The organism is Pseudooceanicola sp. DL12 (assembly GCF_056270665.1).
Window position 1 is genome coordinate 31,789 of the sequence record NZ_CM149884.1, and the last position, 23,017, is coordinate 54,805.

The window sequence follows — 23,017 nt, forward strand, 5'->3', positions numbered from 1 at the left end:
CTTTCCCCCTTCTAGGTCATGACGAATTCGGTGATGAGCAGGTCGCGCACGGCCTCGGGCCCCGTGATCACCTGGATCCGGCGCAGCATCTGGGCCCGGATCCGCACCAGCGCCGCGGGATCCTCGAAGTCTTCCATGCGCAGGGCGCGCAGGTAATTGTTCAGCACGTCGAGTACCCGCGGCGTGACCGCGGTGACGTTCTCCACCTGGTGCGAGGGCACCTCGAGATTGGCGGTGAAGCGCAGGTGCTTGTTTTCGGTCGCGGCGCCCATGGTGATCACCATGGGCTCCAGCGGCACGAAGGCGACGTCGGGCGCCACGAATTCCTCGTGCGGTTCCTGATCCGCCGCGGCCGCATCCTCGTGCCCGCCGCCCAGAATCATGCCGCTGTAGATGGCGAAAAATGCGCCACCCCCGCCGCCCAGCGCCAGCACGAGCGCAAGGATCAGCGGCAGCTTGGAGCGCTTTTTCGGCTCTTCCTGTTCTTCTTCGGTCTCTTCGGACATGGCCCTACCAAATTCTCTCAGCAGGGTCCGTTTTAGCGCTCATGGACTAACCGATTGTTAAGCCCGTTCGGCCAATTAAGGGTCAGTCGCCGGCAGAAGGCTGGCTGGACGGGAGATGCGGTTTGCAACAGCTTTTGACCCTGTGGACCAACATGGAACCGAGACGCCGAATCGTGACGATTCTGGCGGCGGTCGCGATGTTCGCGGCGGTGCTCGGGCTCGCAAAGATGGCCTCGCAGCCCTCCATGAGCCTGCTCTACTCGGGCCTGGAAAACGGCCAGGCCGGAGAGATCGTGCGCGCCCTGGAACAGCGTGGTGTCACCTACGAGGTGCGGGGCGGATCGATCTATGTCGAGGGCGGATCGCGGGACGAACTGCGGATGACCCTGGCCAGCGAGGGGCTGCCGCGGAACTCCAGCCAGGGGTACGAACTGCTTGATTCCCTGTCCGGATTCGGCACCACGTCGCAGATGTTCGATGCGGCCTACTGGCGTGCGAAGGAGGGCGAGCTTGCCCGGACCATCGCCTCCAGCCCGCAGATCGAGGCGGCACGGGTTCATATCGCGCATCAGGGCGCCACGCCCTTTCAGCGCGACCTGCGGCCCACGGCCTCGATTTCGGTGACGGCGAATGGCGACATCACCCCGGCGCAGGCCAAGGCGCTGCGCTATCTCGTGGCCTCGGCCGTGGCGGGGCTGAACCCCGATGATGTGGCCGTGATCGACGATTCGGGCGAGCTGATCGTGGCCGCCGAGGAGGATGGCGGCGGCAGCACCGCCCAGGACCGGGCCCAGGAGATCAAGGAGCGCGTGCAGCGCCTGCTCGAGGCGCGGGTGGGCCATGGCAACGCGGTGGTCGAGGTTTCGGTGGATACCGTCACCGAGAGCGAATCGATCCGTGAACGGCGCTTCGACCCGGATGGCCGCGTGGCGGTCAGCACCGACACAGAGGAGCGCAGCAACAATTCCCAGAATACCGACGGCGGTGATGTGACCGTTGCGTCGAACCTGCCCAATGGCGCCGCCGGCAACAACAACAACACCTCTTCGTCCCAGAACAGCGAGACCCGCGAGCGCGTCAACTACGAGGTCACCGAGGTGAACCGCGAGGTTGTGCGCGCGCCCGGCGCGATCCGCAGGATGACCGTTGCGGTGCTGGTGAACAACGTCATGGCGCCCAATGAGGCGGGCGAGCTGGTACCCTCGATCCGCACCGACGAGGAAATGGCGAGCCTGCGCGAACTGGTCTCCTCCGCCGTCGGCTACGACGAGGGGCGGGGCGATGTGATCACGCTGAAATCCATGGAATTCGAACCGGTTCCGCCGCTTGGAACCGGCAGCGACATGGGCTTTGTCGCCGGACTGAACCTCGACATGATGTCGATCATCCAGATGGCGGTCCTTGCCGTGGTGGCGCTTGTCCTGGGCCTCTTCGTGGTGCGCCCGGTGCTGGTGGGCCGTGACGAGACAGCCGATGTGCCCCTGCTCGAGGGCGGCAGTGCCGGGGCGCTCGACGGCGAGGTGGAGGACGACGATTTCGCCCTGCCAGAGCTGAACTTCGCGCCCGGGTTCGGGGATGACGCCGGCGGCGGCGGCTTCCCGATGATTTCCGATTTCGACGGCATGGGCGACAGCGGCGGCGGCGACGATCCGGTGGCCAAGCTGCAGGCGCTGATCGAGGAGCGCAAGGAGGAGACCATGGAGATCCTGCGCAGCTGGCTCGAGGAAAGCGAGGGCACCGCATGAAGGCCATAGCCCATATCCTCGAGGATTTCGGCAGCTCCAGGGCCCCGGCTCCGCCCGTGGCGCCGGCCATGTCGGAGGAGGAGATCGAGACGATCCGCCTCGATGGCTACGAGAGCGGCTACCAGGCGGGCTGGGATGATGCGAGCAAGGCGCTGGGCGAGGAGCAATCGACCTTCTCGGCGGAATTTGCGCGCAATTTGCAGGATCTCTCCTTCACCTACCACGAGGCCCATGCGGCGGTGCTGGCGGCGATCCGGCCGCTGCTGACCGACATCATCGACAAGGTGGTGCCCGATGCCGCGCGCGAGACCATGGGTCTGCGCCTGAAGGAGGAGCTCGAGGCGCTGGTGAAACGCAAGTCGACCCAGCGGGTCGAGATCGTCGTGGCGCCGGCAAATGTCGAGCGGGTCCAGGACCTTACGATGCAGGACTTCGGCTTTCCCCTGGCCGTCCTGCCAGATGACACCCTCGGCGAGGGTCAGGTCTTTCTCCGCATCGGAGAGGAAGAGACCGAGATCGACCTTGCCGCGGTGACCGATGGCATCCGCCTGGCGGTCGAGGGGTTCTTCACCGAAGAGGAAAGGAAAATCGAGAATGGATGACTCTACCGCCGAGGCCGCCGCGCCGCGGGGCAATCCCTTCACCGTCGTGCCGATCGAGATCACCATCTCGGTGGGCAAGGCCCGGCCGCTGATCCGCGATCTGCTCAAGCTGACGCGCGACAGCGTGCTGCCGCTCGACAAGCGTGTCGAGGATCCGGTCGAGCTCTATGTCGGCGATCGCCTGATCGCCCGCGGCGAGCTCGAGGAGATGGAGGGGGATCAGGCCGGCCAGCTTGCCGTGCGCCTGACCGAGGTCGTGGACCTGTCCGGAGAGCTCTGACTTGAAAACCTGGGGAAGAATTCTCCTTGTTTTCCTGATTGTCCTGCCCCTGCCGCTCCTGGCTCAGGACGTGACGGTGAACATCGCCGAGAACGGCTCGATGTCGGCCCGCGGGATCCAGCTGATCCTGCTCATCACGGTGCTCTCGCTGGCGCCGGGGATACTGGTGATGATCACCTGTTTCCCCTTCCTGGTGACCACCCTGTCGATCCTGCGCCAGGCCATCGGTCTGCAGCAGTCGCCGCCCAACATGCTGATCGTCAGCCTGGCGATGTTCCTGACCTACTACATCATGGAGCCGGTCTTCCAGGAGGCCTGGACCCTGGGCATCCAGCCCTTCGTGAACGAGCAGATGACCATCGAGGAGGCCTTTCCCCTCGCCATCGGGCCCTTCCGCACCTTCATGGCGGCGCGCACCGATCCCACCACCTTCGAGGCCATGGCCTCGCTGCGCCCCGATGCCGCCAGCATCGTCACCGGCCCGGAGGCGCCGCTTTCCGTTCTGGTGCCCAGCTTCATGCTGTCCGAGATCAGCCGCGCCTTCCAGATCGGCTTCCTGCTCTTCCTGCCCTTCCTGATCATCGACCTCGTCGTGGCCGCGGTGCTGATGTCCATGGGCATGATGATGGTGCCCCCGGCCATCGTCTCGCTGCCGTTCAAGCTCGCCTTCTTCGTGGTGGCCGACGGCTGGACGCTGATCACCGGCAGCCTGGTGCGCAGCTACTTCTGACCGGTGCCTGGCCCCATCTGACTGCCCGCCGGGGCGGTGAAAACAGCCGTTGCGGGCATCCGGAATTGCCGATTCAGCGCTGCGTTGTGCGGGCCGGGACATAACATGTATCGCAGAGTCAACTTGCTGTAATTGCGGGCAAAATATGTTTGCCCGTCGGCCACATCCCGCCGGTTTCCACCTTGGCGGCCGGCACCGCACCTTGAGGCTCCCGGCGCTGCGGCCTCTACTCCCGGCAGAGGCCGCCACCGGCGGCCGGGACCAAGGAGCACCACATGAGCAGCACACATGAATGCGATATCGTCATCGCCGGCGCGGGGGCCTCTGGCATCGCCGCCGCCCTGACCGCGGCAGAGGCGGGCCGCCGGGTGATCCTGCTGGAAAAGGGCAACAAGGTGGGCGGCGCCGGGCTCTTCGGCTCCCAGGGTTTTGCCGGGTTCGAGAGCTCCAAGCAGAAGGCCGCGGGCGAGCAGGGCGTGAGCGTCGAGGATGGCTTCAAGGAGATGATGGCCTATACCCATCACCGCTCCAACGCCCGGCTGACGCGGGCGGTGATCGCGCTCTCGGGCGAGACGGTCGACTGGCTGGAAGAGCGTGGTCTTGCCACGGAACTGGTTGATAACACTCAGGAAGTGCATCAGAGCCACCCGCGCACCTATCACCAGTACATCGACAAGTTCAAAGGCTACGAGGCGCTCTTTGACCGCTTCAAGTCGCTCGGCGGCTTTCTGATGACAGAGACCGCCTGCACCGGCCTGATCCGCGACGGTGCCGGCCGCATCACCGGCATCGAGGCCGAGACGAAGGGCGAGGCGATCACCATTGCCGCGCCGGCCGTGATCCTGGCCACCGGCGGCTATGTCGCCGATCCTGAGATGGCCGAGGAATATCTCGAGATCGAGGATCCCGCCGATCTCTACTCCATGGGCGAGCGCAAGGCCGTGGGCGATGCCCAGCGGATGGCCTTCGAGGCCGGCGCCGACAAATGCGCCATGGGCATGTACGAGCTGCACGCCGCCTCGACCATCCCGGCGCCGGGCAAGGGCAAGCTCACCGGGATGACGGTGATGACCCTGACCGACCTGCCGCTGCTCTGGCTCGACAGCACCGGCCAGCGCTTCACCGGCGAGGATATCGTCTATGACTTCGCGCTCTGGGGCAACGTGACCTATGCCGCCGGCGGCTTCTACTACGCGCTGCTCGATGCCCCCACCGTCGCCAGCCTCAAGGCCGAGGGCACCGACATGCCCGATTCCTTCGAACGCACCTTCATGGGCCTGGCGCATCAGCCGCCGACCGGCCGCGTGGCACCACTCGCCGATATCGACGAGGCCCTGGCCGAGGCAGTGGAGAAGGGCGTTGCCTGGCGTGCCGACACGCTCGAGGATCTTGCCGCGCAGATCGGCGTGCCGGCCGAGACGCTGGTGGCCAGTGTTGCCGCCTATAACGATGCGGTCGAACAGGGCGAGGACGCGCTCTTCTACAAGCCGGCGAAGTTCCTGAAATACAAGGTGGAAACCGGCCCCTTCTACGCGCTGCGGCCGCGCTCCACCACGCTGGGCACCATTGGCGGCGTGCGCGTGAACGAGAAGTTCGAGGCCGTCACCCGCGCCCGCACCCCGGTGCCGGGCCTCTATGTCACCGGCAACAACGCCGGCGGAATCTACGGCGACAGCTATCCCACGGTCGAGGGGATGTCGGCGGCCTTTGCCTATATCTCCGGGCGCATCGCCGGGGCGGCGGCGACGGATTACACCGCCGGCGAATAGGCGAAATCGCCCGTCCGCGTCCCGCTGCGCCAGGCGCTCAGGATGCGGGCGGCGTTCACCTCCACGCCATCGGGCGAATTGACCTCGACGTCATAGCGGCGCCCCTCGTGGATGGTGGCGAAATCCTGCGCGGCGCTGCCCCCGGGGCGGTCGCCGCGCGCGGCCTCGCGCCGGATCAGCTGATCCAGCGGGCAATGCACCCCGACGAAGAGCACGTCGTGGCCGGCAAACTCTGCCTGCAGCGCCTCGAGCCAGCCCTCGGTATCCAGGATATGCTCGAGAATCAGGTTGTTGCCCGCGCCCACGTAGGCGCCGAGCGAGGCATGGAACCCGTCGAAAAACGCCGGCCTGTCGGCGCGCCAGTCGAACTCGCCGCTCTGGTAGCGGGGCAGGGGCAGCACGCCGGCGTCGCGCATGTGGTCGATCGAGACATGCCAGAAGGGCCGTTCGATCCGGGCCTGCAGCGCCTTTGCGATGGTGGATTTGCCGCTGCTCGAGGCGCCGTGAAGGAAGATAACCTGAGCCATCGGGCTCCCTTAATCGTCGAAATCACCGAGGTGGCGTTCGCCGCGGGCCCTTGCCAGGGCAATCTGCTTCTGGCGTTCGCGGAACCGCATCTTGTCCTCTTCGCTGGTCTCCGTGACACAGTGATGACAGGAGACGCCTTCCTCGTAGTCCGGGCGGGCCTTGTCCTCGGGCAGGATCGGCCGGCGGCAGGCATGGCAGAGCTCGTGCGGGCCTTCCTTCAGCCCATGGCCGACCGAGACGCGCCGGTCGAAGACGAAGCATTCGCCCTCCCAGGTGCTGTCTTCCTCGGGCACTTCCTCCAGGTACTTCAGGATGCCGCCCTTCAGGTGGTAGACCTCGGGCACGCCCTGCCCCAGCAGGTAGTTCGTTGATTTCTCGCAGCGAATCCCGCCGGTGCAGAACATGGCGATGCGCTTGTTGTGGAAACGCTCCTTGTTCTCCTCCCACCAGGCGGGAAAATCGCGGAAGCTGGCCGTCTTGGGGTCCACCGCGCCCTCGAAGGTGCCGATGGCCACCTCGTAGTCGTTGCGGGTGTCGATCAGCGCCACGTCCTCGCTGCGGATCAGATCGTTCCAGTCCTCGGGCGCCACGTAATGGCCCACCCGTGCCAGCGGATCCACGTCCGGCTGGCCCATGGTCACGATCTCCTTCTTCAGCCGCACCTTCATGCGGGCAAAGGGCTGTTCGCTGGCGGTGGAGAATTTCCACTCCAGGTCCTCGCAGCCGGGCAGGGCGCGGATATGGGCCAGCACGGCGTCGATCCCCGCGCGGGGCCCGGCGATGGTGCCGTTGATCCCCTCCCGCGCCAGCAGCAGCGTGCCGGAAATCCCCTCGCGGTCGCAGAGCGCGATCAGGGGGCCGCGCAGGGCGGCGGGGTCATCGAAACGGGTGAAGTGGTAGAGGGCGCAGACGGTATACATGGCTGCGATCTAGGACGAACCGCGCACCCTCGCAAGATGTATGCGCGGCTCAGGTTTAACCGGGCGGCGCCTGGCCGCCCGGAGCCTCTCCGAAACCTGCGCGGGCTCAGGCCGCGCGGCTGCGGGTGAAGGCCACGATCTCGGTCAGCGCGTCCAGGTTCGCGGCCACGAAGTCGCGCGTCGCCTGGTCGGTCAGCTTGCCGTCGGCGACCTTGGTCATCACCGCGCCGATCGCCACCTCGAAGCCCGAGACAAGGTGCATGCCGCAGACCGAGAGGACCTGGCGCAGGTTGTAGTTGGCGGTCAGCCCGCCCACGGCGCCCGGCGACTGGGTCACGACCAGGCCGGCCTTGCCCTTCAGCGGCGCTTCCGGCTCCTTCGACAGCCAGTCGATCAGGTTCTTCATCGCGCCCGACATGGCGCGGTTGTATTCCGGGGTGACGAAGACGATGGCATCGCAGCCGGCAAGGGTCTCGACCACGGCGCGCACCGCGGCGGGCGATCCCTCGGCCTTCAGGTCCTCGTTGTAGAAGGGCACGTCGGCATAATCGACGTTGATGAAGTCCGCGCCCGGGGCCAGCTCGGGCAGGGTGTTGCAGATGGCCTCGGAAAAGGAAGCCTTGCGCAGAGAGCCGTTGATCACGGCGATCTTGGTGGACATGATCGTCTCCTTTGTCGTTCAACACTACGTACAGTGACAGATAGGGCAAAGACCATGCCCTGAAACCGATAGCAGCCCTGCGCCGATGCACAGGCAGAATGCCGCGCGGGCGAGGCGGGCGTTGATCTTTCCCGCGGCCTCGGTCAGGTTTTGCCCGAATGCCAGGCCCGAATGCCAGGCCAGAATGTCAGGCCCGAATGCCAGGCCCGGACGCCAGAGAGGATGTGCCATGAGTGACGCCCCCAAAGCCCTTATCGTGATCGACGTGCAAAAGGATTTCTGCCCCGGTGGCGCCCTGGCGGTGGCCGGCGGCGATGAAATCGTGGGCGGCATCAACATGTTGATGACCGAATTCGATGCCACCATCCTGACCCAGGACTGGCATCCCGCCGGTCATTCCTCCTTTGCCAGCTCCCATCCCGGCGCCGCGGTCATGAGTCTCACCGAAATGCCCTATGGGCCCCAGGTGCTCTGGCCCGATCACTGCATCCAGGGCTCGGACGGCGCCAATTTCCACGCCGATCTCGCCGTGGATCGGGCCCAGCTGATCATCCGCAAGGGGTTCAACCCGGCGATCGACAGCTATTCCGCCTTCTTCGAGAACGACCACGTCACGCCCACCGGGCTCGAGGGCTATCTGAAGACGCGCGGCATCACCGATCTGACCATGGTCGGCATCGCCACCGATTTCTGCGTCAATTTCAGCGCCGTGGATGCCGCGAAACTGGGCTTCAACGTCACTCTGCGCAGCGATCTCTGCCGTGGCATCGACATGGACGGCTCCCTCTCCGCGGCCCTCGCCGGCATGCGCGATGCCGGCGTGACCATCGCGTAGCTCGCTGGCGGACGGAAACCTGGCGTTAGGGTTAATGTGCGATTATGGGCCCACACCAACACAAAAGGACGCCCAAATGCCCCAATCCGACGCAAGATGCCAACAATCAGATGTCCGGTTTTCAGACACGTCTCCGAAGCTTCGAAGTGCACGCTCACATTTCCTCGCGATCAGCCTCAGAGTGCGAAAGATAGTCTTTGTTTCTGTCCGCTGGCGCACAAATGGGGGCGTGAGGCATGATCGGCTTTGACCTGAAGGCGTGGCGGCTGCGCAACGGCTACCGTCAGCAGGATTTGCAGCGGGAGCTGGGCCTTGGCTCTCGTTCTACCATCTCGGGCTGGGAATGTTCGGAGACTAATTTGCCACGAACTGTCGAACTTGCACTCGCAGCCCTCGAACAGCTTCCTCACCTGCGTATCTACGGAGGCTTGGAGAAGTATCCCGGTTCTCCGAGACCCTGATCACATCCCGGTGCTGCGGTCCGCGCGTGGCGGGTGGCCGAACATCCGGCTGTAATCGCGGCTGAACTGCGACGCGCTCTCGTAGCCGGTGCGCCAGGCCGCGCCGGTCACCGCCGTCTCGCCCGAGGTGATCAGCCGCCGGGCCTCGAGCAGCCGCAGCCGCTTGTGAAACTGCAGCGGCGTGGTGCCGCTCAGCGCCTTGAACCTGCGGTGATAGACGGTGACGCTCATGCCGGCGCGCCGCGCCAGGTCCTCCACCGGGATCTGGCGGTGCAGGTTGTGGCGTAGGTAGGCCATGGTGTCGGCCACCCGCCCGGTCTCGCTGCCCTCGCAGGCCAGCCGCCGCAGCACCGCGTTCGCCGGGTCGCGCAGCAGCAGGACATGCAGCTCGCGCGTCAGCTTGGCGGCGCGCATCGGGTTGTCGGGCTGCTCGCTCTCCAGCAGGTCCATCATCCGGTCCAGCACGCCCAGGATCCGCTGATCAGGTGCGGCGCCCGTCACCGCGTGGCCGCGCACCGCCTGCGCGCCTGTCGCACCGGGTCCCGCACCGAACCCCGCCCCGCCCCCCGCACCGGCCCCGGCGGTGGCCTCGGTCAGCCCCAGGTCCCGCGCCAGGCTGCGCAGCAGCCCGCGATCGAGCAGGATCGCCATGGTGACATAGGGCGCGTTGCGGTCGGCCTTGCTGATCCGGGCGGTGCCCGGCAGGTCGGTCGACAGCACCATGCCGTTGCCGGGCCCGAAGACACAGCGCTGGCCGTCGAAATCCACCAGTTTCTCGCCGCCCAGAACCACGCAGAACAGCGGCTGATAGATCGTGTGGCTGACGTCGGTCGGGTGGTCGGTATAGAGGATCCCCAGGTTCGACATCAGAAGCGGCAGCGGCACCAGGCCCAGTCCCTCCTGCCGGGCATAGCGCACCGTGCGGCGATAAAGCCGCGCGCGCAGGCTGTCGTCGCCTGTTTCCCCTGCAACCGTGGCCGCCGCGCCCGATTCGCCTGCGGCCTTGTCTTCCGTCGTGCCGCCGCCGGTTGCGCCTGTCGTCGTGTCGATCCGCGTGGTCTCGTTCATCGTCCTGATTCCATGCCGTTCCTGGCCGGCTCTCGACCGGGTGTCCCGGATCCTTGCCCGCTGCAGCTGCCGGCGGGGGCCTGCCGTTGCGTGACTTTGCGCCGGCCGGCAGGAATTGGCAAGTCATCGGCAGGAACAGGCAAGTGCGAACGCCCGGCAGGGGGCATTCAGGGCCCGGGTAGAAGTGGAAAGCTCCACGGCCGGTCCCGGCCTTCGCGGTCGTGCCGGTCAAGGCCGGTGGTTCCATGTCGCGCGTACTGCGTAGGGCACGCCCTCGTGCTCCGTTCTTCAAGAGTGATGCGGCATCGGACCACCGGAGGGACACACCCGGGCGATGCCGGCCGGGCCGTCCCGGCCCTTTCGGACATGTGCTCTCGCGGTCCGGAGGGGGCGGGCGGCCGGCCGGCTCCCCGTTCGGGCCCGCGCTGACAGGGGGCCCTGATCGCTGGCTCCCTGGCCGGCGTCTCTCCCCGTTGCTTCAGTTTCGTGCCGCATCCGCTCCGCCGGGGGGGCTGTCCCCGGCGGAGTGCTGCGTGTGCGTGCCATTCCGGGTTGCGGCTATTGGCTCAAGAACACGCATAGGGTTAGTGTGGCCGGAGTGCTTGCGAGTTGGGGGGTGTGTCGTGGACCTGTTCTATCACCGGGATCCAGAGGGTAATTTTGGCGATGACATGAACCTCTGGTTCTGGGACGAGGTCCTGCCCGGCTGGCGCGAGGCGGCGCCGGATGTCACGCTCTTCGGCATCGGCACCCTGCTCAACGCCGCCCGGCTCGCGCCCTTTGCCGGGCGTCGCCTGCTGGTGCTGGGGTCCGGGGTGGGCTATGGCGATCCGCCCGATCTGCCGCTCGATCCCGCCTGGGACATCCGCGCCCTGCGCGGCCCGGTCAGCGCCCGCACCCTGCAGCTTTCGCCCGAGCTCGGCATGATCGATCCGGCCATGCTGCTGCCGCAGATGCCCCGCTTTGCCGGCCTCTCGGTGCAGCCCCGCGCCGACAGGCCCCTCTTCGTGCCGCACCACGAGAGCATCGGCCGCCACGACTGGCGCCAGGCCTGTGCCCGTGCCGGCCTTGCCTTTGCCTCGCCCCGCGAGGAGGCGCATTCGGTGATCCGCCGCATTGCCCTGGCGCCGCTGGTGGTGGCGGAATCCATGCATGCGGCGATCATCGCCGATGCCTTCCGCGTGCCATGGGTGCCGGTCTGGGCCTCCTGGCAGTTCAATGCCGGGAAATGGCGCGACGTCTTCGAGGCCCTGGAGCTGGAGGGCGCGCCGCAGCCGCTCTACGGCCGCCTGGGAGAGCTGCCCTTCGGCCAGCGCCTCTCGCGTCGCGGTCGCCTGCGGCACCGGCTCGAGGCCTCCCGGCTGCCGCGCTGCCTGCGCCGTGCGGCCGAAACGCCCCCGCTGCTCAGCGACGGCGCCCATCTACAGGCCCTGACCGCCCGCTTCCGCGAGGCTCTCGACGGGGTCCGGGATGCCTATTTCCCGCCCACCCGCCGCGCCATGTGATCACAGCAAAACGGTCGAGTGATCACAGATCACCCGCTGAATGCTTGCATTCCATCCCTCTGCCCTGCTTTATCGCACGGAATGTGAGGAGTTCCGCCATGGTCGACATCGCCGCCCGCGTCCATAACCACAAGTGGAAGATCGACCCGATCGTCCGCTCCCTCATCGACACGGACTTCTACAAGCTGCTGATGTGCCAGTCGGTTTTCCGCAACAAGCGTGACACCCATGTCACCTTCTCGCTCATCAACCGCTCGAAGAACGTCCCCCTCGCCCGGATGATCGACGAGGGCGAGCTGCGCGAACAGCTCGACCATGTCCGCTCCCTTTCGCTCCGCCGTGGCGAGAGCACCTGGATGCGCGGCAACACCTTCTATGGCAAGCGCCAGATGTTCCGCCCCGATTTCATGGAGTGGTTCGAAAACCTGCGCCTGCCGCCCTACCACCTCGAGCGCAAGGGCGATCAGTACGAGCTGACCTTCGAGGGCAAATGGCCCGAGGTCATGCTCTGGGAGATCCCCGCCCTCGCCATCCTGATGGAGCTCCGCGGCCGCGCCGTGCTGCACAAGATGGGCCGCTTCGAGCTTCAGGTGCTCTACGCCCGCGCCATGACCAAGCTCTGGGAAAAGATCGAACGCCTGCGCGCCCTCGACGGCCTAAAGATCGCCGATTTCGGCACCCGCCGCCGCCATTCCTACCTCTGGCAGGACTGGTGCGTGCAGGCCATGATCGAGGGCCTCGGCGACAAGTTCATCGGCACCTCCAACTGCCTCATCGCCATGCGCGACGATCTCGAGGCCGTCGGCACCAATGCCCATGAGCTGCCCATGGTCTACTCCGCCCTGGCCGAGGATGACGCCGCCCTCGCCCGCGCCCCCTACGACGTGCTCGCCGACTGGCACGAGGAGCATTCCGGCAACCTGCGCATGATCCTGCCCGACACCTACGGCACCGAGGGCTTCCTCAGGAACGCCCCCGACTGGCTCGCCGGCTGGACGGGCATCCGCATCGACAGCGGCGATCCCGCCCGCGGCGCCGAAACCGCCATCGACTGGTGGAAATCCCGCGGCGAGGACCCGCGCGAAAAGCTCGTCATCTTCTCCGACGGCCTCGACGTCGAGCAGATCGAGACCCTGCACCGACAGTTCACCGGCCGCATCCGCGTCTCCTTCGGCTGGGGCACGCTGCTCACCAATGATTTCCGCGGCCTGGTGAAAGACGACGCCCTTGCGCCGTTTTCCCTCGTCTGCAAGGCCGTGAAGGCCAACGGCCATCCCACCGTCAAACTCTCCGACAACCCCGAAAAGGCCATGGGCCCCGCGGAGGAAGTCGAGCGCTACAAACGGGTGTTCGGAGTTGGGGAGCAGGAGAGAAGGGCGGTTGTGGTGTGAGGAATAGCCCTCGCTATTCGCCCCACACGCGACTGTTTCATCGGAAACGTCTGCGTAGCTTGCTCTCATGTTGCGAGTTTGACAGTTTTATCACCATGATTTGGGCTGCTAATGCAGTTCTGGACGGGGAATACGAAATCGGGCGGAAGTGGTTGCGAGGTTTGCCCCTAGAGAAAGAATTCGATTTTCAAGGGCGTGCATGGTTTCCAAAATGGGAGCTTGAGAATTTAATTAACGAATATTTCTCCAATCCAACTCGGCCCGTGAGAAACAATAGAGTGGTGAACTGTCAAGCTTGGTCGGCGTTTGCTGAAATACTGAACCGGCTTAAGGCTTTTGAGAACTCCGAGTCCTTGATGGATATTCCGGAGGGGGGCATATTAAAGGCTTTGCCGAGGTTGTATTGGCCACAGGCGGCTTGGCAGGTCGGCTACCTTAATTCTCATAAATTGTATCGGGCGTGGCGCATCTACAATTTTGAGGATGCAGACGATTACTTCTCAGAAAAATATGGTGTTGGCTTGTCCGGCGCGACCTTTATCGCTTTCACCGTTTCGGCTGCGGTTCGGGAACACAGGGCAGTCTCGCTTGATAGTATCGAGGAGGTCTATCCCTATGAGAAATCAGAAGTCGCGGCCTTTTTTAGTGCTTTCTCGAAGAGGCGGGTCTCTATGATAAAGCTTGCGAGGGAGATACGGTCCCCGCAAAAGATATCATCCTACGAACGAAGCCCGATCCGGGAATTTCCGATTATTCGCGTTGGGGGCGATGGGCGCCATTTTACCGCTCCATTGAGCGATCTGGTTGTCGCCAGATTTACGGATGGGCTCTATTTTGATCTGGTCGGTGATGGGGGGGTGCGACAGGGCTATGGCCGAAATTTCGAAAGTCTGTGTCTCGAAATTATCTCTCACTATGCCGAACAGGTAGGTTTCCGAGTTGAGCCAGAGTTTAAGTACGGCTCCAAGGATTCTCCGGACATTCTCATTTCTACCTCTGACGACGCCATCAAGATGGTCGTTGAGTGCAAATCTCGAAGGTTGCCGCACGCAGTGTTGTCATCGCCCAACCCAGTTGAATCTCACATGGACAAATATGAGGACATCATTAAGGGGGTGCTGCAAATCTGGCAATTTGCCGACGACCTTGCCAAGGGCGAAATGTTAGAAGAAGGCCGAAAAATTTCCCCTGATGCTGTCGGCACGATCTTGAGCCTAGATCCTTGGATGCAGTTGCTGGGCGACCTCCACGACGAGATATTCAAGGTTTGCAATGAAAGGGCTGACCGGCTCGGTTTGACAGGCGATGCTCGGATCCCTGTTTCCTTCGCATCTTTGGAGGATGCAGAGGTATCCTTGGAACTGGCTACATTCGATAAGTTCATCGAATTTTCGCGGGCGGCCACGTCGGCTCAAGACCTAGGTTTTTCTGTTCCAGCAGTTGCGCGAGCGGCCCCAGAAGTGGAGAGAAATAGGGAACAGGTTATTTCTTTTCCTTACTTCGAGCGACTCAATGAAGTTTGTTCTTGGTGGTCAATTATTCAAGAACGAGGGCGTTAGTCGACTATTTCTGCACCCACCTGCGCAAAGGCGGGTTAGGTCCTAGACCTCCGAACCACACTTGCCCCCTACCTCTCCCACCCCCGCTTCTCCTTCACCTCGGCGCGCGCCTTCTTCGCATCCACGCGCTTCCGCTTCTGGTTCTGCGACACTTTCGTCGGGATCCGCCGCTTCGGCTTTTCACAGGCCTTCCGGATCAGCTCGGCCAGCCGCTCGCGCGCGATCTCGCGGTTGCGCGCCTGGCTGCGCTCCTCCTGCACCTGCAGCACCACCGCTCCGTCCTTGGTCCAGCGGCGCCCCGCGATCCGGCGCAGCCGGTTCTTCACCGGCTCCGGCAGGTTGGGCGAGCGCATGGCCTCGAAGCGCAGTTCCACCGCGCTCGACACCTTGTTCACGTTCTGCCCGCCGGGGCCCGAGCTGCGCACGAATTGCTCCGTCAGCTCCCAGTCCTCGATGGTGATGCTCTCGTTGATCCGCAACATGGCGCCTTCGGTCCGTTTCCCGCGCGCCGCCCATGGGCCGCGCATCCCCTCTACATGCCCGCCCGCCCCGCGCGGCACAAGGCAACCGCGGATCGCGCCCCCTCTCACGGCCTCCCGTTAACCATTCAACGGTGATAATCCCGCGCTTTTCGCACCGACGCGATACCGACGTAATACCGACGTAATACCGACGTCGACATCAGCCAAAATCAACCGCTTGCAAAATCCGTTAACTCATAAGGTGAGGCTATACTCTCAACAGGGATCAGGCGCTCTGACCCGCGCAAAATTCGCCACGCCGCCCCCTCTTGCGCCCCCGCCTTCATCTTTCCCCAAATACGCCCGCCGGAGGCCCCCGCCGCGCCCCGGGCACCCGCGTTCACCTGCCCCGGAACAGGCCCGCCAGGGGCGCCACCCGCTCCGGACACGTAGCATCTGCCCATAAAAAAGGCGCCCGGCCAACTGGCCCCCGGCGCCTCGTTTTACCTGAATTATCAATATGTTTTGGCCACGCGCCGCCGCGCGCTCCGGCCCCGGAACAGGCCCCCGAACAAACGGAAGGGGCCGCCCCGGAAACAGGACGGCCCCAATCGAGATCAGGAGGTGGTTTCGGTTAGATCCTTGACCAACCAGGATTTTTTTCAGCCGAGGGCTGCCTCAGCTGAACGACCTCCTGGCTGTTCCGACCCCTTTCTCCAATACCTCATTAGACACTAGAGCACCTCCTTTCTGAATGTTTCCGATGCATTCAGAAGAGCATGGAAGTGTTAAAACTCAAAGAACTTCATGCAGCCTTCACCGTCATTTTCGCGACGATTGCCCGGAAAGGCAGCAGCGCGATCATGGCCAGCAGCAGCTTCACCATCCAGTCCGCGAAGGCCAGGCTGATCCACAGGGGCGCATCCGGGCCAACATTCAGGAAAGGCACGGTTTCCCAGGCCCAGTTGACCTGTGCGTCGGCGTTTTCCCCGAAAAAGGTGATGAACTCGGCAAAGCCGATGGTGAAGAAGATCAGCGTGTCGAGCGCCGAACCGACGATCGAGCTGACCAGCGGTGCGCTCCACCATTTGCCGGTGTGACGCAGCCGGTCGAAGATCGCGACATCGACCATCTGGGCGACCAGGAAGGCCAGCGCAGAGCTGACGGCGACGCGCGTGGCGACAGCGGCATAGCTATAGCCATCCCCCTGCAGCATGATCTGCGTGCCCACCAGAGAGCACAGGATGCCCACGATGAAGCCCGCGAAAATCACCCGCCGCGCCGCCCCCGGCCCATAGACGCGGTTCATCACGTCGGTGACCAGGAAGGCGAGCGGATAGGTGAAGGCGCCCCAGGTCAGCAGCCCGTCAAGAATCAGGAACTGGACCAGGACGTTGGAGGCCACGACGATGGCCCCCATGGCAAGAATGCCAGGAATATGAGAACGTTGCATTGTACGATCCGTTTTTTAGACAAGGTGACGGCGACTTGTCCCCGGGTGGGGAATTGGCGGCGTTTAGCCCTTCCCGCTCAGTCTGGCAAGGAGATTTCCAGAATCTGGCCGTCCAGGAAATCCTTGAAATTGTCGTCAGAGATCAGCGTCAGCACCGTCTGCCCGTTGGGTCTTTGCCAGGCGGCGAGCCCTTCGAAGTCACTCATCGGGTAGGCGTTGCTGCGCCAGATCACCTCGCCGCGGACGTCCTGTGGATCCGAGAGGTCCAGCCGGCGAACCCGGGCGCTGAAGCCCAGCATGAAGGCGCGCTCCAGGATGTAGAGCTGTCCGTCGGGGCCGAAATCGGCTCCCACCGGCAGGTAGGGAAACTGGGCTCGGATATTGCGGACCACTTGCCAGCCGCTCTTGTCCCGGCGCCAGAGCGGATAGCTGCCGGCGAAATAGGTGGTGCGTTCGGGCATCGTGTAGAGCGCGCCGTTGCCGTCGATCGCGAGCGCCTCGTACTGCTTGTTCAGAGAGAGCGCCTCCGTGCCGGGCGGCTTGCCCGGAGAAACGTTCAGGTTCGGCGTGCCGGCTTCCTGGTACAGGATCCCGGCATTTTGCTCGGCCGACAGGAAAACCTGCCCGTCTGCCGCAAGGGCAAGGCCCTCGGTGTCCAGAACCCGCAGGAGATGTTTCCCAACCTGGGGGGGGCGCAGCCGTTCCCTGCTGTCTATCGTGACATCGCGCAAACGTCCGCGCCCGTCGCGCTCGAGCTGGCCATGGATCAGAAAACCCCGGTCACTGATCGCCACGAAACCCTTGCCGTCGTCGTCCACCTCGATGCCGGAGAACCCGCCGAGCCCGGGATCGGCCGGCAGCTCCGAAAGGTGCACTTCCAGTTTCCGGGCGCTCGTGTCCGCCAGGGCGAAACCGGTTCCGACAAGGGCGACGAAACAGGCGGTGCCTAACGCGATTGCAGTACGGAAACGCATTGCGCAGGCATATCGGCCATTGTCAGCTGCCGCTTGGGTTTCGGCGCGGGGGCGTTCGGATCGGGCGGCGGCGGGTTCAGGATGTTGTTGACCCAGGTCTGCGCCTCGGCGCAGCCGTTACCGGCGGGCGGCGGCGTTTGCTCGACACAGCCGCCGGCGCCCTTGGGACAATGCAGCCGGACGTGGAAATGGTAATGATGTCCGTACCATGGCCGGATCTTGCGCAGCCATTCCGTATCGGCCGCCGTGGCCGTCTTGCACATTTCCACCTTGGCGCCGGGAAAGACGAAGATGCGCGCGGTGCGCGGATCGCTGGCGGCGGCCTTCAGGAGGGCGGCGTGCTGTGGCGTCCAGTTGGAATTCACATAGGCCCCTGCATTGCGGCGCAGCGAGATAGAGGAGAGGTTCTCGCGCTGTTCGCGGCTGAGGCGCAGGTTGGTGGCCGGCAGCATCCAGATATCGGCATCCAGCCCCATCTGGTGGCTGGCGTGGCCAGAGGTCATCGGGCCGCCACGCGGCTGCGACATGTCACCGACGTAGATGCCGTTCCAGCCCGGCAGTTGCGCCGCCTTGCCGGAGAGGTCTTCGAGGTAATCCACCAGTTCGGGCATGCCCCAGTTGCGGTTGCGCGACAGGCGCATGGCCTGCCAGGTCGGCCCGGTTTCCGGCAACTGCACGGCACCGGCGACACAGCCCTTGGCATAGCTGCCAAAGGGGGCGGGGGCCTGCGCCGAGGCAAAGCTCATCTTGCCGAAGAGCTGCCGCGCCTCGACGCCCTGCATTTCCGTTGGAATGGCGACCGCGCGTGAGGCGATTTCCCGCGATCCGCTGTCCGGAACGCAGCCGCTCAGGGCCGTTGCAGCGAGGGTGACCAGGGAAAGGATCAGGGGCAGGCGCATCAGGGCTGGGGATCTCCGTCCGGTTTCACCCAGCGTAGCAGCACCAGACCGGCGAGGAAAAGGAAAACCAGCGGAAGGATTCCAATCGGTTGGGACCCGCTGATCACGGTGGCAATTCCGATCAGCGTCGGCGCGATGAAGGAGGTCGCCTTGCCGGCCAGCGCATAGAGGCCAAAGGCCTCGGTCATGCGCTCCGGGCGGGCCTGGCGCACCATCATCGTGCGGCTGGCCGACTGGATCACGCCGCCGGCAGCGCCGATCAGCGCGCCCACCAGGAAGAAGGAGATATCCGGCAGCGAGGAACCCTCCGGCAGGGGGATCCACAGCACCGAGGTGGGCGAGATCGAGATGGTGAAGATCGCCGTCAACGTCAGGATGATGATGCAGACGCGCACCACCACCTTGGGGCCAAAGCGCTGATCCGCACGGCCACCGATCATGGCAAAGATCGCGCCGGAAATGATCGCGATGATCCCGAAGATGCCGATATGGGTGACGGTCCAGCCCAGCACGCCCGAGGCGTAGATGCCGCCAAAGACATACATGCCGTTCAGCGCATCGCGATAGAGCATCGAGGAACCGAGGAAGGCAAAGAGCGAGGGGGTCCTGGGCAGGTGGCGGATCGTGTCGCCCAGGTTGCCGAGCGCCAGCCTGACCGCTCCCCTTGGCGGTTTCGGCGGCTTCGGGTCGCGCACGAAGGCAAAGAAGGGGATCATGAAGATTGCGTACCAGATCGCGGTCAGCGGCCCCACCGCGCGGGTGCCCTCGCGCAGCGCGGGATCCAGTCCCAGGATCGGCGGAATGCCGATCAGCGTGGTGCCTGAGGTGCCGTTCTCGGCCAGAAGCGTCAGCATGATGACCAGCGCGATCAGCCCGCCCAGGTAGCCGAAGGCCCAGCCGTTTCCGCTGATCCGGCCGATCTCCTCCTTCGGGCCCAGGTCGGGCAGCATCGAGTTGGTGAAGATCGTGGCGAATTCCATGCCGATCATGCCGACCGCAAAGAAGAACAGCGTCTGATGCAGGTTGAAGCTGCCCGGCGCGGCGTACCATAGCATCCAGGCGCCCACGACGTAGAGCACCGAGAAGCCCCAGATCCAGCGCAGCCGGTTGCCCGAGACATCGCTGATGGCGCCCAGGATCGGCGCCAGGATGGCGATCACGAAACCCGCCGCGCCGATGCCGAAGCCCCAGGCCGATTGCGCCTGGGCGCCGTTGCCGATCAGCTCCTTGACATAGGGCGCAAAGATGAAGGTGATCAGCAGCGTGTTGTAAGGCTGGCTGGCCCAGTCGAAGAAAAACCACCCCCAGATGCGTTTGCGCATGCCAATTCTCCCCCGGCCATCCGTTTGCGTGGATATGAGGCGCATCGCGCCCGTGGGGCAAGACAATCCTTGAGGACGGGCGCTGCCGCTGGCGGAACGCGGCAAAACCGCCTCAGATCAAGGGCAAAGTGGCGGCCTGAGGGGCGGGGCCTACATCTCGGGCGGCCAGGGCCGGGCGTTCTCGTGCTCGAAGAGGCCCTGCACCCAGTCGGGCAGGGCCAGCGCCGCGGGATCCTGGCCGAGTGCTGCGATCACCTCTGCTGTCGGCACCAGCTTGCGCTTGTGGATCACCGCCGTGCGCAGGATGGCGTGGTTGGCACAGGCGCCGTCCTCGGTCCACAGGCTCTGCTCTATGTAGATGAACTTCTCGTCACAGCCCATCAGCCGGGTGCGCATCTCGACCTTCATCATGTGGGTCAGGCGCTTGCGATATCGCACCACGCTGCCGGCCACGGTCAGGCCCCACTGGTGCTCCTTCATCACCCGGTTCATCCCGCTGCGCAGGGCAAAGGGGATGCGGCCCAGGTCATAGAGCGTCAGGGTGCGGCCGTTGTTCAGCTCGCGCCAGGGGTCCAGGTCCCAGAGCCAGACGCGGTGATGGCTGACATGTGTCTCGCCTGCCGCGAGGGGCGGCGCATTGCGAAATTTTATCAGTTCCTTGGCAAATCTGACGATAGGATACATGCAGGGGCTCCCTTCACGGGCTTTGCTGCGCTGCCGCGCGGATGCCGTCAACCAGAACCCTGCGTCCGGGTTGTGCTTTCGCCCGTGACTGCTTACCTAAGCTCGGCCCCCGTGCGGGGCATCAGACCGGCCTTTGATACGGGCCTTTGACAATCGCGCCAGAGATCCGGAGACCGCGCCCATGATGTCCCTGTTGATGATCATCAACCTCGTCCTCAATGTCCTGTGGTTCTTCATCCTCGCGCAGGTGATCATGTCCTGGCTGATCTCCTTCCAGGTGCTGAACGTGCGCCAGCAGATCGTCGGCCAGATCTGGTACGGCCTGAACCGCGTGCTCGAACCGCTCTATGCCCCCATCCGCCGCATCCTGCCGCCGATGGGCGGGCTCGACCTGGCGCCCCTGGTGGTGCTTCTGGCGATCATGGCGATCCGCATCGTCATCCAGAACAACATCGGCGCCTTCTACTACTGACGCCCGATCAGGCGCTTGCCTGACATGCAGGACAGCTGACGGGGCCCGCGGGCCCCGCTCCCTTGTGACGCGCCCGGTTTCGTGGGATGTAGTCCTCCGATTTCTGGAATTATTCGGGCGAGGCCATGGCAGAGGCAGAGGCGCTGCTGCGCGACATCTTCGGGTTCGATGCCTTCCGCCCCGGCCAGCAGGAGATTGTCGAAGCGGTCGCGCGCGGTGACAACACCCTTGCCATCATGCCCACGGGCGGTGGCAAATCCCTTTGTTTCCAACTGCCTGCCCTGATGCGCCACGGCGTGACCGTGGTGATCTCGCCCCTCATCGCCCTGATGCGCGATCAGGTGCGCGGGCTGCGCGAGGCCGGTGTCGAGGCTGGTGCCCTGACCTCCGGCAACACCGAGGAAGAGACCGAGGCCGTCTGGAACGCCATCGAGGAGGGGCGGCTCAAGCTTCTCTACCTCGCGCCCGAACGCCTGGCCTCGGGTGGCGCCATGCAGATGCTGCGCCGCATCAACGTCTCGCTCATCGCCGTGGACGAGGCGCATTGCGTCTCGCAGTGGGGCCATGATTTCCGCCCCGATTACCTGCGCATCGGCGAACTGCGGGAAATGCTAGACGTGCCCGTTGCCGCCTTTACCGCCACCGCCGACGAGGAAACCCGAGCCGAGATCGTCCGTCGCCTCTTCAACGGCGTGCAGCCGCAGACCTTCCTGCGCGGCTTCGACCGGCCCAACATCCACCTCGCCTTCGCCGCCAAGAATTCCCCGCGCAAGCAGATCCTGAGCTTTGCCGCCGCGCGCAAGGGGCAGTCAGGCATCGTCTATTGCGGCACCCGCGCCCGCACCGAGAACATCGCCCAGGGCCTGCGCGAGGCCGGGATGGAGGCGATCCACTATCACGGCGGTATGGAGGCCGACGACCGCCGCCATGCCGAGCTGCGCTTCCAGCAGGAGGACGGGCTGATCGTCGTGGCCACCGTTGCCTTCGGCATGGGCGTCGACAAGCCCGACATCCGCTGGGTCGCCCATTCCGACCTGCCGAAAAGCATCGAGGCCTATTACCAGGAGATCGGCCGCGCCGGGCGTGATGGCGCGCCTGCCGAGACGCTCACGCTCTTCGGCCCCGATGACATCCGCCTGCGTCGGTCCCAGATCGACGAGGGCCTCGCGCCGCCCGAACGCCGGGCCGCCGACCATGGCCGTCTCAACGCCCTGCTGGGCCTGGCAGAGGCGCTCGATTGCCGCCGCGCCACGCTGCTGAAGTATTTCGGCGAGAGCTGCGAGAATTGCGGCAATTGCGATCTCTGCGACCGTCCGCCCGAGACCTTCGACGGCACCGAGGCCGTGCGCAAGGCGCTCTCGGCCATCCTGCGCACCGGCGAATGGTTCGGCGCCGGCCACCTGATCGACGTCCTCACCGGCACCGAGACGGAAAAGGTGCGCGAGCGCGGCCATGACGAGCTGCCCACCTTCGGCGTGGGCAAGGAGTTCAAGAAGGGCGAATGGCAGGCGATCTTTCGTCAGATGATGGGCCATGACCTGATCCGCCCCAATGGCGAGCGTCACGGCGCGCTCTTCATGACCGAGGCCGCCCGCCCGATCCTGCGCGGAGAGGAAACGATCCGCCTGCGCCGCGACAGCCTCGCCGCCGCAAAGGAGCGCCGCCCCGCCGTGCGCACGCTGGTCTCGGAGGAGGACGAGCCGCTGCTCTCCGCTCTCAAGGCCAAGCGCCGCGCCCTGGCCGAGGAGCAGCGCGTGCCCGCCTATGTCATCTTCAACGACAAGACCCTGATCGAGATGGCCGAGCGCCGGCCGCAGACTCTCGACCAGATGGCCGGCATCTCGGGCGTCGGCGCCAAGAAGCTCGATGCCTATGGCGATACCTTCCTCTCCGTCATCGCGGGCGAGGCAGAACAGCTGCATCCGACCCGGCGCAAGCTGGCCGGGCGCGAGGCGGGCAATCTCTACGACCGGCTGATGCAGGTGCAGGCCGACCTGGCGCGCGGCCCCGACGGCATCGACAAGCCGCTCTCCTGCTCCTCGTCGCTGATCGCCAAGGTGGCCGAGGCCCGCCCCGGCGATACCGCCGCCATGGTGCGGCTGCTGGGCGACCGCCGTGCCGAGCGTTTCGGCGAGGCGTTCCTTGAAGTTCTGCACAACGAGGCCTGATGCCCCTGCGTCAGATAGGGGGGC

Annotated in this window: 22 protein-coding genes; 11 read left to right on the forward strand and 11 right to left on the reverse strand. The window is 64.9% G+C overall.

Annotated features, from left to right (window positions below; all coding sequences use genetic code 11):
* Positions 1-11: 11 nt before the first annotated feature.
* Positions 12-506, reverse strand: coding sequence for a flagellar basal body-associated FliL family protein (locus tag AC0WR5_RS00180; protein ID WP_475865891.1), 495 nt, complete (start codon positions 504-506; stop codon positions 12-14).
* Positions 507-628: 122 nt separating this feature from the next.
* Here AC0WR5_RS00180 and fliF point away from each other — a divergent pair, with 122 nt between their 5' ends.
* The 5 genes from fliF to AC0WR5_RS00205 all read left to right on the forward strand — a co-directional run bounded on the left by fliF (position 629) and on the right by AC0WR5_RS00205 (position 5,632).
* Entirely contained in the window at positions 629-2,251 is a 1,623-nt protein-coding gene (gene fliF / locus AC0WR5_RS00185; protein WP_475865893.1) for a flagellar basal-body MS-ring/collar protein FliF, read from the forward strand.
* On the forward strand, positions 2,248-2,853 hold the full coding sequence (locus AC0WR5_RS00190) for a FliH/SctL family protein (RefSeq protein WP_475865894.1): 606 nt from the start codon (positions 2,248-2,250) through the stop codon (positions 2,851-2,853). Before fliF ends, AC0WR5_RS00190 begins: the two co-directional genes overlap by 4 nt.
* A complete protein-coding gene (locus AC0WR5_RS00195) occupies positions 2,846-3,133 on the forward strand; it encodes a FliM/FliN family flagellar motor switch protein (RefSeq protein WP_475865895.1) in 288 nt (95 codons plus the stop codon). Before AC0WR5_RS00190 ends, AC0WR5_RS00195 begins: the two co-directional genes overlap by 8 nt.
* A gap of 1 nt (position 3,134) precedes the next feature.
* Positions 3,135-3,863, forward strand: a complete 729-nt coding sequence (gene fliP / locus AC0WR5_RS00200) for a flagellar type III secretion system pore protein FliP (protein ID WP_475865896.1) — start codon at positions 3,135-3,137, stop codon at positions 3,861-3,863.
* 275 nt (positions 3,864-4,138) lie between these two features.
* Complete coding sequence (locus tag AC0WR5_RS00205) at positions 4,139-5,632, forward strand: FAD-dependent oxidoreductase (protein WP_475865898.1); 1,494 nt, start codon at positions 4,139-4,141, stop codon at positions 5,630-5,632.
* On the opposite strand, the gene AC0WR5_RS00210 is transcribed toward AC0WR5_RS00205, so the two are convergent.
* The 3 genes from AC0WR5_RS00210 to AC0WR5_RS00220 all read right to left on the reverse strand — a co-directional run bounded on the left by AC0WR5_RS00210 (position 5,614) and on the right by AC0WR5_RS00220 (position 7,741).
* Positions 5,614-6,159 carry a chloramphenicol phosphotransferase CPT family protein gene (locus tag AC0WR5_RS00210; RefSeq protein WP_475865899.1) on the reverse strand — a complete coding sequence of 182 codons (546 nt, stop codon included), beginning with the start codon at positions 6,157-6,159 and terminating at the stop codon, positions 5,614-5,616. The two genes, AC0WR5_RS00205 and AC0WR5_RS00210, sit on opposite strands and share 19 nt — an antisense overlap.
* 9 nt (positions 6,160-6,168) lie before the next feature.
* The gene (gene trhO / locus AC0WR5_RS00215) at positions 6,169-7,080 is read right to left on the reverse strand and encodes an oxygen-dependent tRNA uridine(34) hydroxylase TrhO (RefSeq protein ID WP_475865901.1); all 912 of its coding nucleotides are present in this window, start codon (positions 7,078-7,080) and stop codon (positions 6,169-6,171) included.
* 106 nt (positions 7,081-7,186) lie between these two features.
* On the reverse strand, positions 7,187-7,741 hold the full coding sequence (locus AC0WR5_RS00220) for an NADPH-dependent FMN reductase (RefSeq protein ID WP_475865902.1): 555 nt from the start codon (positions 7,739-7,741) through the stop codon (positions 7,187-7,189).
* A 229-nt stretch (positions 7,742-7,970) separates the two neighbouring features.
* On the opposite strand from AC0WR5_RS00220, the gene pncA reads away from it, so the two are divergent.
* Positions 7,971-8,576, forward strand: coding sequence for a bifunctional nicotinamidase/pyrazinamidase (gene pncA / locus AC0WR5_RS00225; RefSeq protein ID WP_475865904.1), 606 nt, complete (start codon positions 7,971-7,973; stop codon positions 8,574-8,576).
* A 461-nt stretch (positions 8,577-9,037) separates the two neighbouring features.
* Here pncA and AC0WR5_RS00230 read toward each other — a convergent pair whose 3' ends face one another.
* A complete protein-coding gene (locus AC0WR5_RS00230; RefSeq protein ID WP_475865905.1) occupies positions 9,038-10,105 on the reverse strand; it encodes an AraC family transcriptional regulator in 1,068 nt (355 codons plus the stop codon).
* 623 nt (positions 10,106-10,728) lie between these two features.
* Here AC0WR5_RS00230 and AC0WR5_RS00235 point away from each other — a divergent pair.
* The 3 genes from AC0WR5_RS00235 to AC0WR5_RS00245 all read left to right on the forward strand — a co-directional run bounded on the left by AC0WR5_RS00235 (position 10,729) and on the right by AC0WR5_RS00245 (position 14,560).
* Positions 10,729-11,610, forward strand: coding sequence for a polysaccharide pyruvyl transferase family protein (locus AC0WR5_RS00235; RefSeq protein WP_475865907.1), 882 nt, complete (start codon positions 10,729-10,731; stop codon positions 11,608-11,610).
* Positions 11,611-11,708: 98 nt separating this feature from the next.
* The gene (gene pncB / locus AC0WR5_RS00240) at positions 11,709-13,001 is read left to right on the forward strand and encodes a nicotinate phosphoribosyltransferase (protein ID WP_475865909.1); all 1,293 of its coding nucleotides are present in this window, start codon (positions 11,709-11,711) and stop codon (positions 12,999-13,001) included.
* A 95-nt stretch (positions 13,002-13,096) separates the two neighbouring features.
* Positions 13,097-14,560 carry a hypothetical protein gene (locus tag AC0WR5_RS00245; protein ID WP_475865910.1) on the forward strand — a complete coding sequence of 488 codons (1,464 nt, stop codon included), beginning with the start codon at positions 13,097-13,099 and terminating at the stop codon, positions 14,558-14,560.
* A gap of 68 nt (positions 14,561-14,628) precedes the next feature.
* Here AC0WR5_RS00245 and arfB read toward each other — a convergent pair whose 3' ends face one another.
* The 6 genes from arfB to AC0WR5_RS00275 form a co-directional block, all read right to left on the reverse strand.
* Positions 14,629-15,042, reverse strand: a complete 414-nt coding sequence (arfB, locus tag AC0WR5_RS00250; RefSeq protein ID WP_475865912.1) for an alternative ribosome rescue aminoacyl-tRNA hydrolase ArfB — start codon at positions 15,040-15,042, stop codon at positions 14,629-14,631.
* A gap of 784 nt (positions 15,043-15,826) precedes the next feature.
* The gene (locus tag AC0WR5_RS00255) at positions 15,827-16,474 is read right to left on the reverse strand and encodes a queuosine precursor transporter (RefSeq protein ID WP_475865913.1); all 648 of its coding nucleotides are present in this window, start codon (positions 16,472-16,474) and stop codon (positions 15,827-15,829) included.
* A 77-nt stretch (positions 16,475-16,551) separates the two neighbouring features.
* Entirely contained in the window at positions 16,552-17,349 is a 798-nt protein-coding gene (locus AC0WR5_RS00260; RefSeq protein ID WP_475865915.1) for an esterase-like activity of phytase family protein, read from the reverse strand.
* A 71-nt stretch (positions 17,350-17,420) separates the two neighbouring features.
* Complete coding sequence (gene mepA / locus AC0WR5_RS00265) at positions 17,421-18,230, reverse strand: penicillin-insensitive murein endopeptidase (protein WP_475869090.1); 810 nt, start codon at positions 18,228-18,230, stop codon at positions 17,421-17,423.
* A gap of 116 nt (positions 18,231-18,346) precedes the next feature.
* Positions 18,347-19,669 (reverse strand): MFS transporter, encoded by a 1,323-nt coding sequence (locus AC0WR5_RS00270; protein WP_475865917.1) that lies wholly within the window; start codon positions 19,667-19,669, stop codon positions 18,347-18,349.
* 150 nt (positions 19,670-19,819) lie between these two features.
* A complete protein-coding gene (locus AC0WR5_RS00275) occupies positions 19,820-20,353 on the reverse strand; it encodes an acyl-CoA thioesterase (RefSeq protein ID WP_475865919.1) in 534 nt (177 codons plus the stop codon).
* 181 nt (positions 20,354-20,534) lie between these two features.
* Between AC0WR5_RS00275 and AC0WR5_RS00280 the strand changes: the two genes are divergently transcribed.
* The gene (locus AC0WR5_RS00280) at positions 20,535-20,825 is read left to right on the forward strand and encodes a YggT family protein (RefSeq protein ID WP_475865921.1); all 291 of its coding nucleotides are present in this window, start codon (positions 20,535-20,537) and stop codon (positions 20,823-20,825) included.
* A gap of 125 nt (positions 20,826-20,950) precedes the next feature.
* Positions 20,951-22,993: a DNA helicase RecQ gene (recQ, locus tag AC0WR5_RS00285; protein WP_475865923.1), complete on the forward strand. Its 2,043-nt coding sequence runs from the start codon at positions 20,951-20,953 to the stop codon at positions 22,991-22,993.
* The last annotated feature ends 24 nt before the right edge of the window (positions 22,994-23,017 follow it).

Coding starts and splice junctions, on each gene's coding strand:
- AC0WR5_RS00255 (WP_475865913.1), bottom strand. CDS start 16,474: ATGCAACGTTCTCATATTCCTGGCATTCTTGCCATGGGGGCCATCGTC.
- recQ (WP_475865923.1), top strand. CDS start 20,951: ATGGCAGAGGCAGAGGCGCTGCTGCGCGACATCTTCGGGTTCGATGCC.
- AC0WR5_RS00220 (WP_475865902.1), bottom strand. CDS start 7,741: ATGTCCACCAAGATCGCCGTGATCAACGGCTCTCTGCGCAAGGCTTCC.
- AC0WR5_RS00210 (WP_475865899.1), bottom strand. CDS start 6,159: ATGGCTCAGGTTATCTTCCTTCACGGCGCCTCGAGCAGCGGCAAATCC.
- AC0WR5_RS00230 (WP_475865905.1), bottom strand. CDS start 10,105: ATGAACGAGACCACGCGGATCGACACGACGACAGGCGCAACCGGCGGC.
- AC0WR5_RS00270 (WP_475865917.1), bottom strand. CDS start 19,669: ATGCGCAAACGCATCTGGGGGTGGTTTTTCTTCGACTGGGCCAGCCAG.
- AC0WR5_RS00205 (WP_475865898.1), top strand. CDS start 4,139: ATGAGCAGCACACATGAATGCGATATCGTCATCGCCGGCGCGGGGGCC.
- mepA (WP_475869090.1), bottom strand. CDS start 18,230: ATGCAGGGCGTCGAGGCGCGGCAGCTCTTCGGCAAGATGAGCTTTGCC.
- AC0WR5_RS00280 (WP_475865921.1), top strand. CDS start 20,535: ATGATGTCCCTGTTGATGATCATCAACCTCGTCCTCAATGTCCTGTGG.
- AC0WR5_RS00275 (WP_475865919.1), bottom strand. CDS start 20,353: ATGTATCCTATCGTCAGATTTGCCAAGGAACTGATAAAATTTCGCAAT.
- AC0WR5_RS00190 (WP_475865894.1), top strand. CDS start 2,248: ATGAAGGCCATAGCCCATATCCTCGAGGATTTCGGCAGCTCCAGGGCC.
- AC0WR5_RS00180 (WP_475865891.1), bottom strand. CDS start 506: ATGTCCGAAGAGACCGAAGAAGAACAGGAAGAGCCGAAAAAGCGCTCC.
- arfB (WP_475865912.1), bottom strand. CDS start 15,042: ATGTTGCGGATCAACGAGAGCATCACCATCGAGGACTGGGAGCTGACG.
- AC0WR5_RS00195 (WP_475865895.1), top strand. CDS start 2,846: ATGGATGACTCTACCGCCGAGGCCGCCGCGCCGCGGGGCAATCCCTTC.
- pncB (WP_475865909.1), top strand. CDS start 11,709: ATGGTCGACATCGCCGCCCGCGTCCATAACCACAAGTGGAAGATCGAC.
- AC0WR5_RS00245 (WP_475865910.1), top strand. CDS start 13,097: ATGATTTGGGCTGCTAATGCAGTTCTGGACGGGGAATACGAAATCGGG.
- trhO (WP_475865901.1), bottom strand. CDS start 7,080: ATGTATACCGTCTGCGCCCTCTACCACTTCACCCGTTTCGATGACCCC.
- pncA (WP_475865904.1), top strand. CDS start 7,971: ATGAGTGACGCCCCCAAAGCCCTTATCGTGATCGACGTGCAAAAGGAT.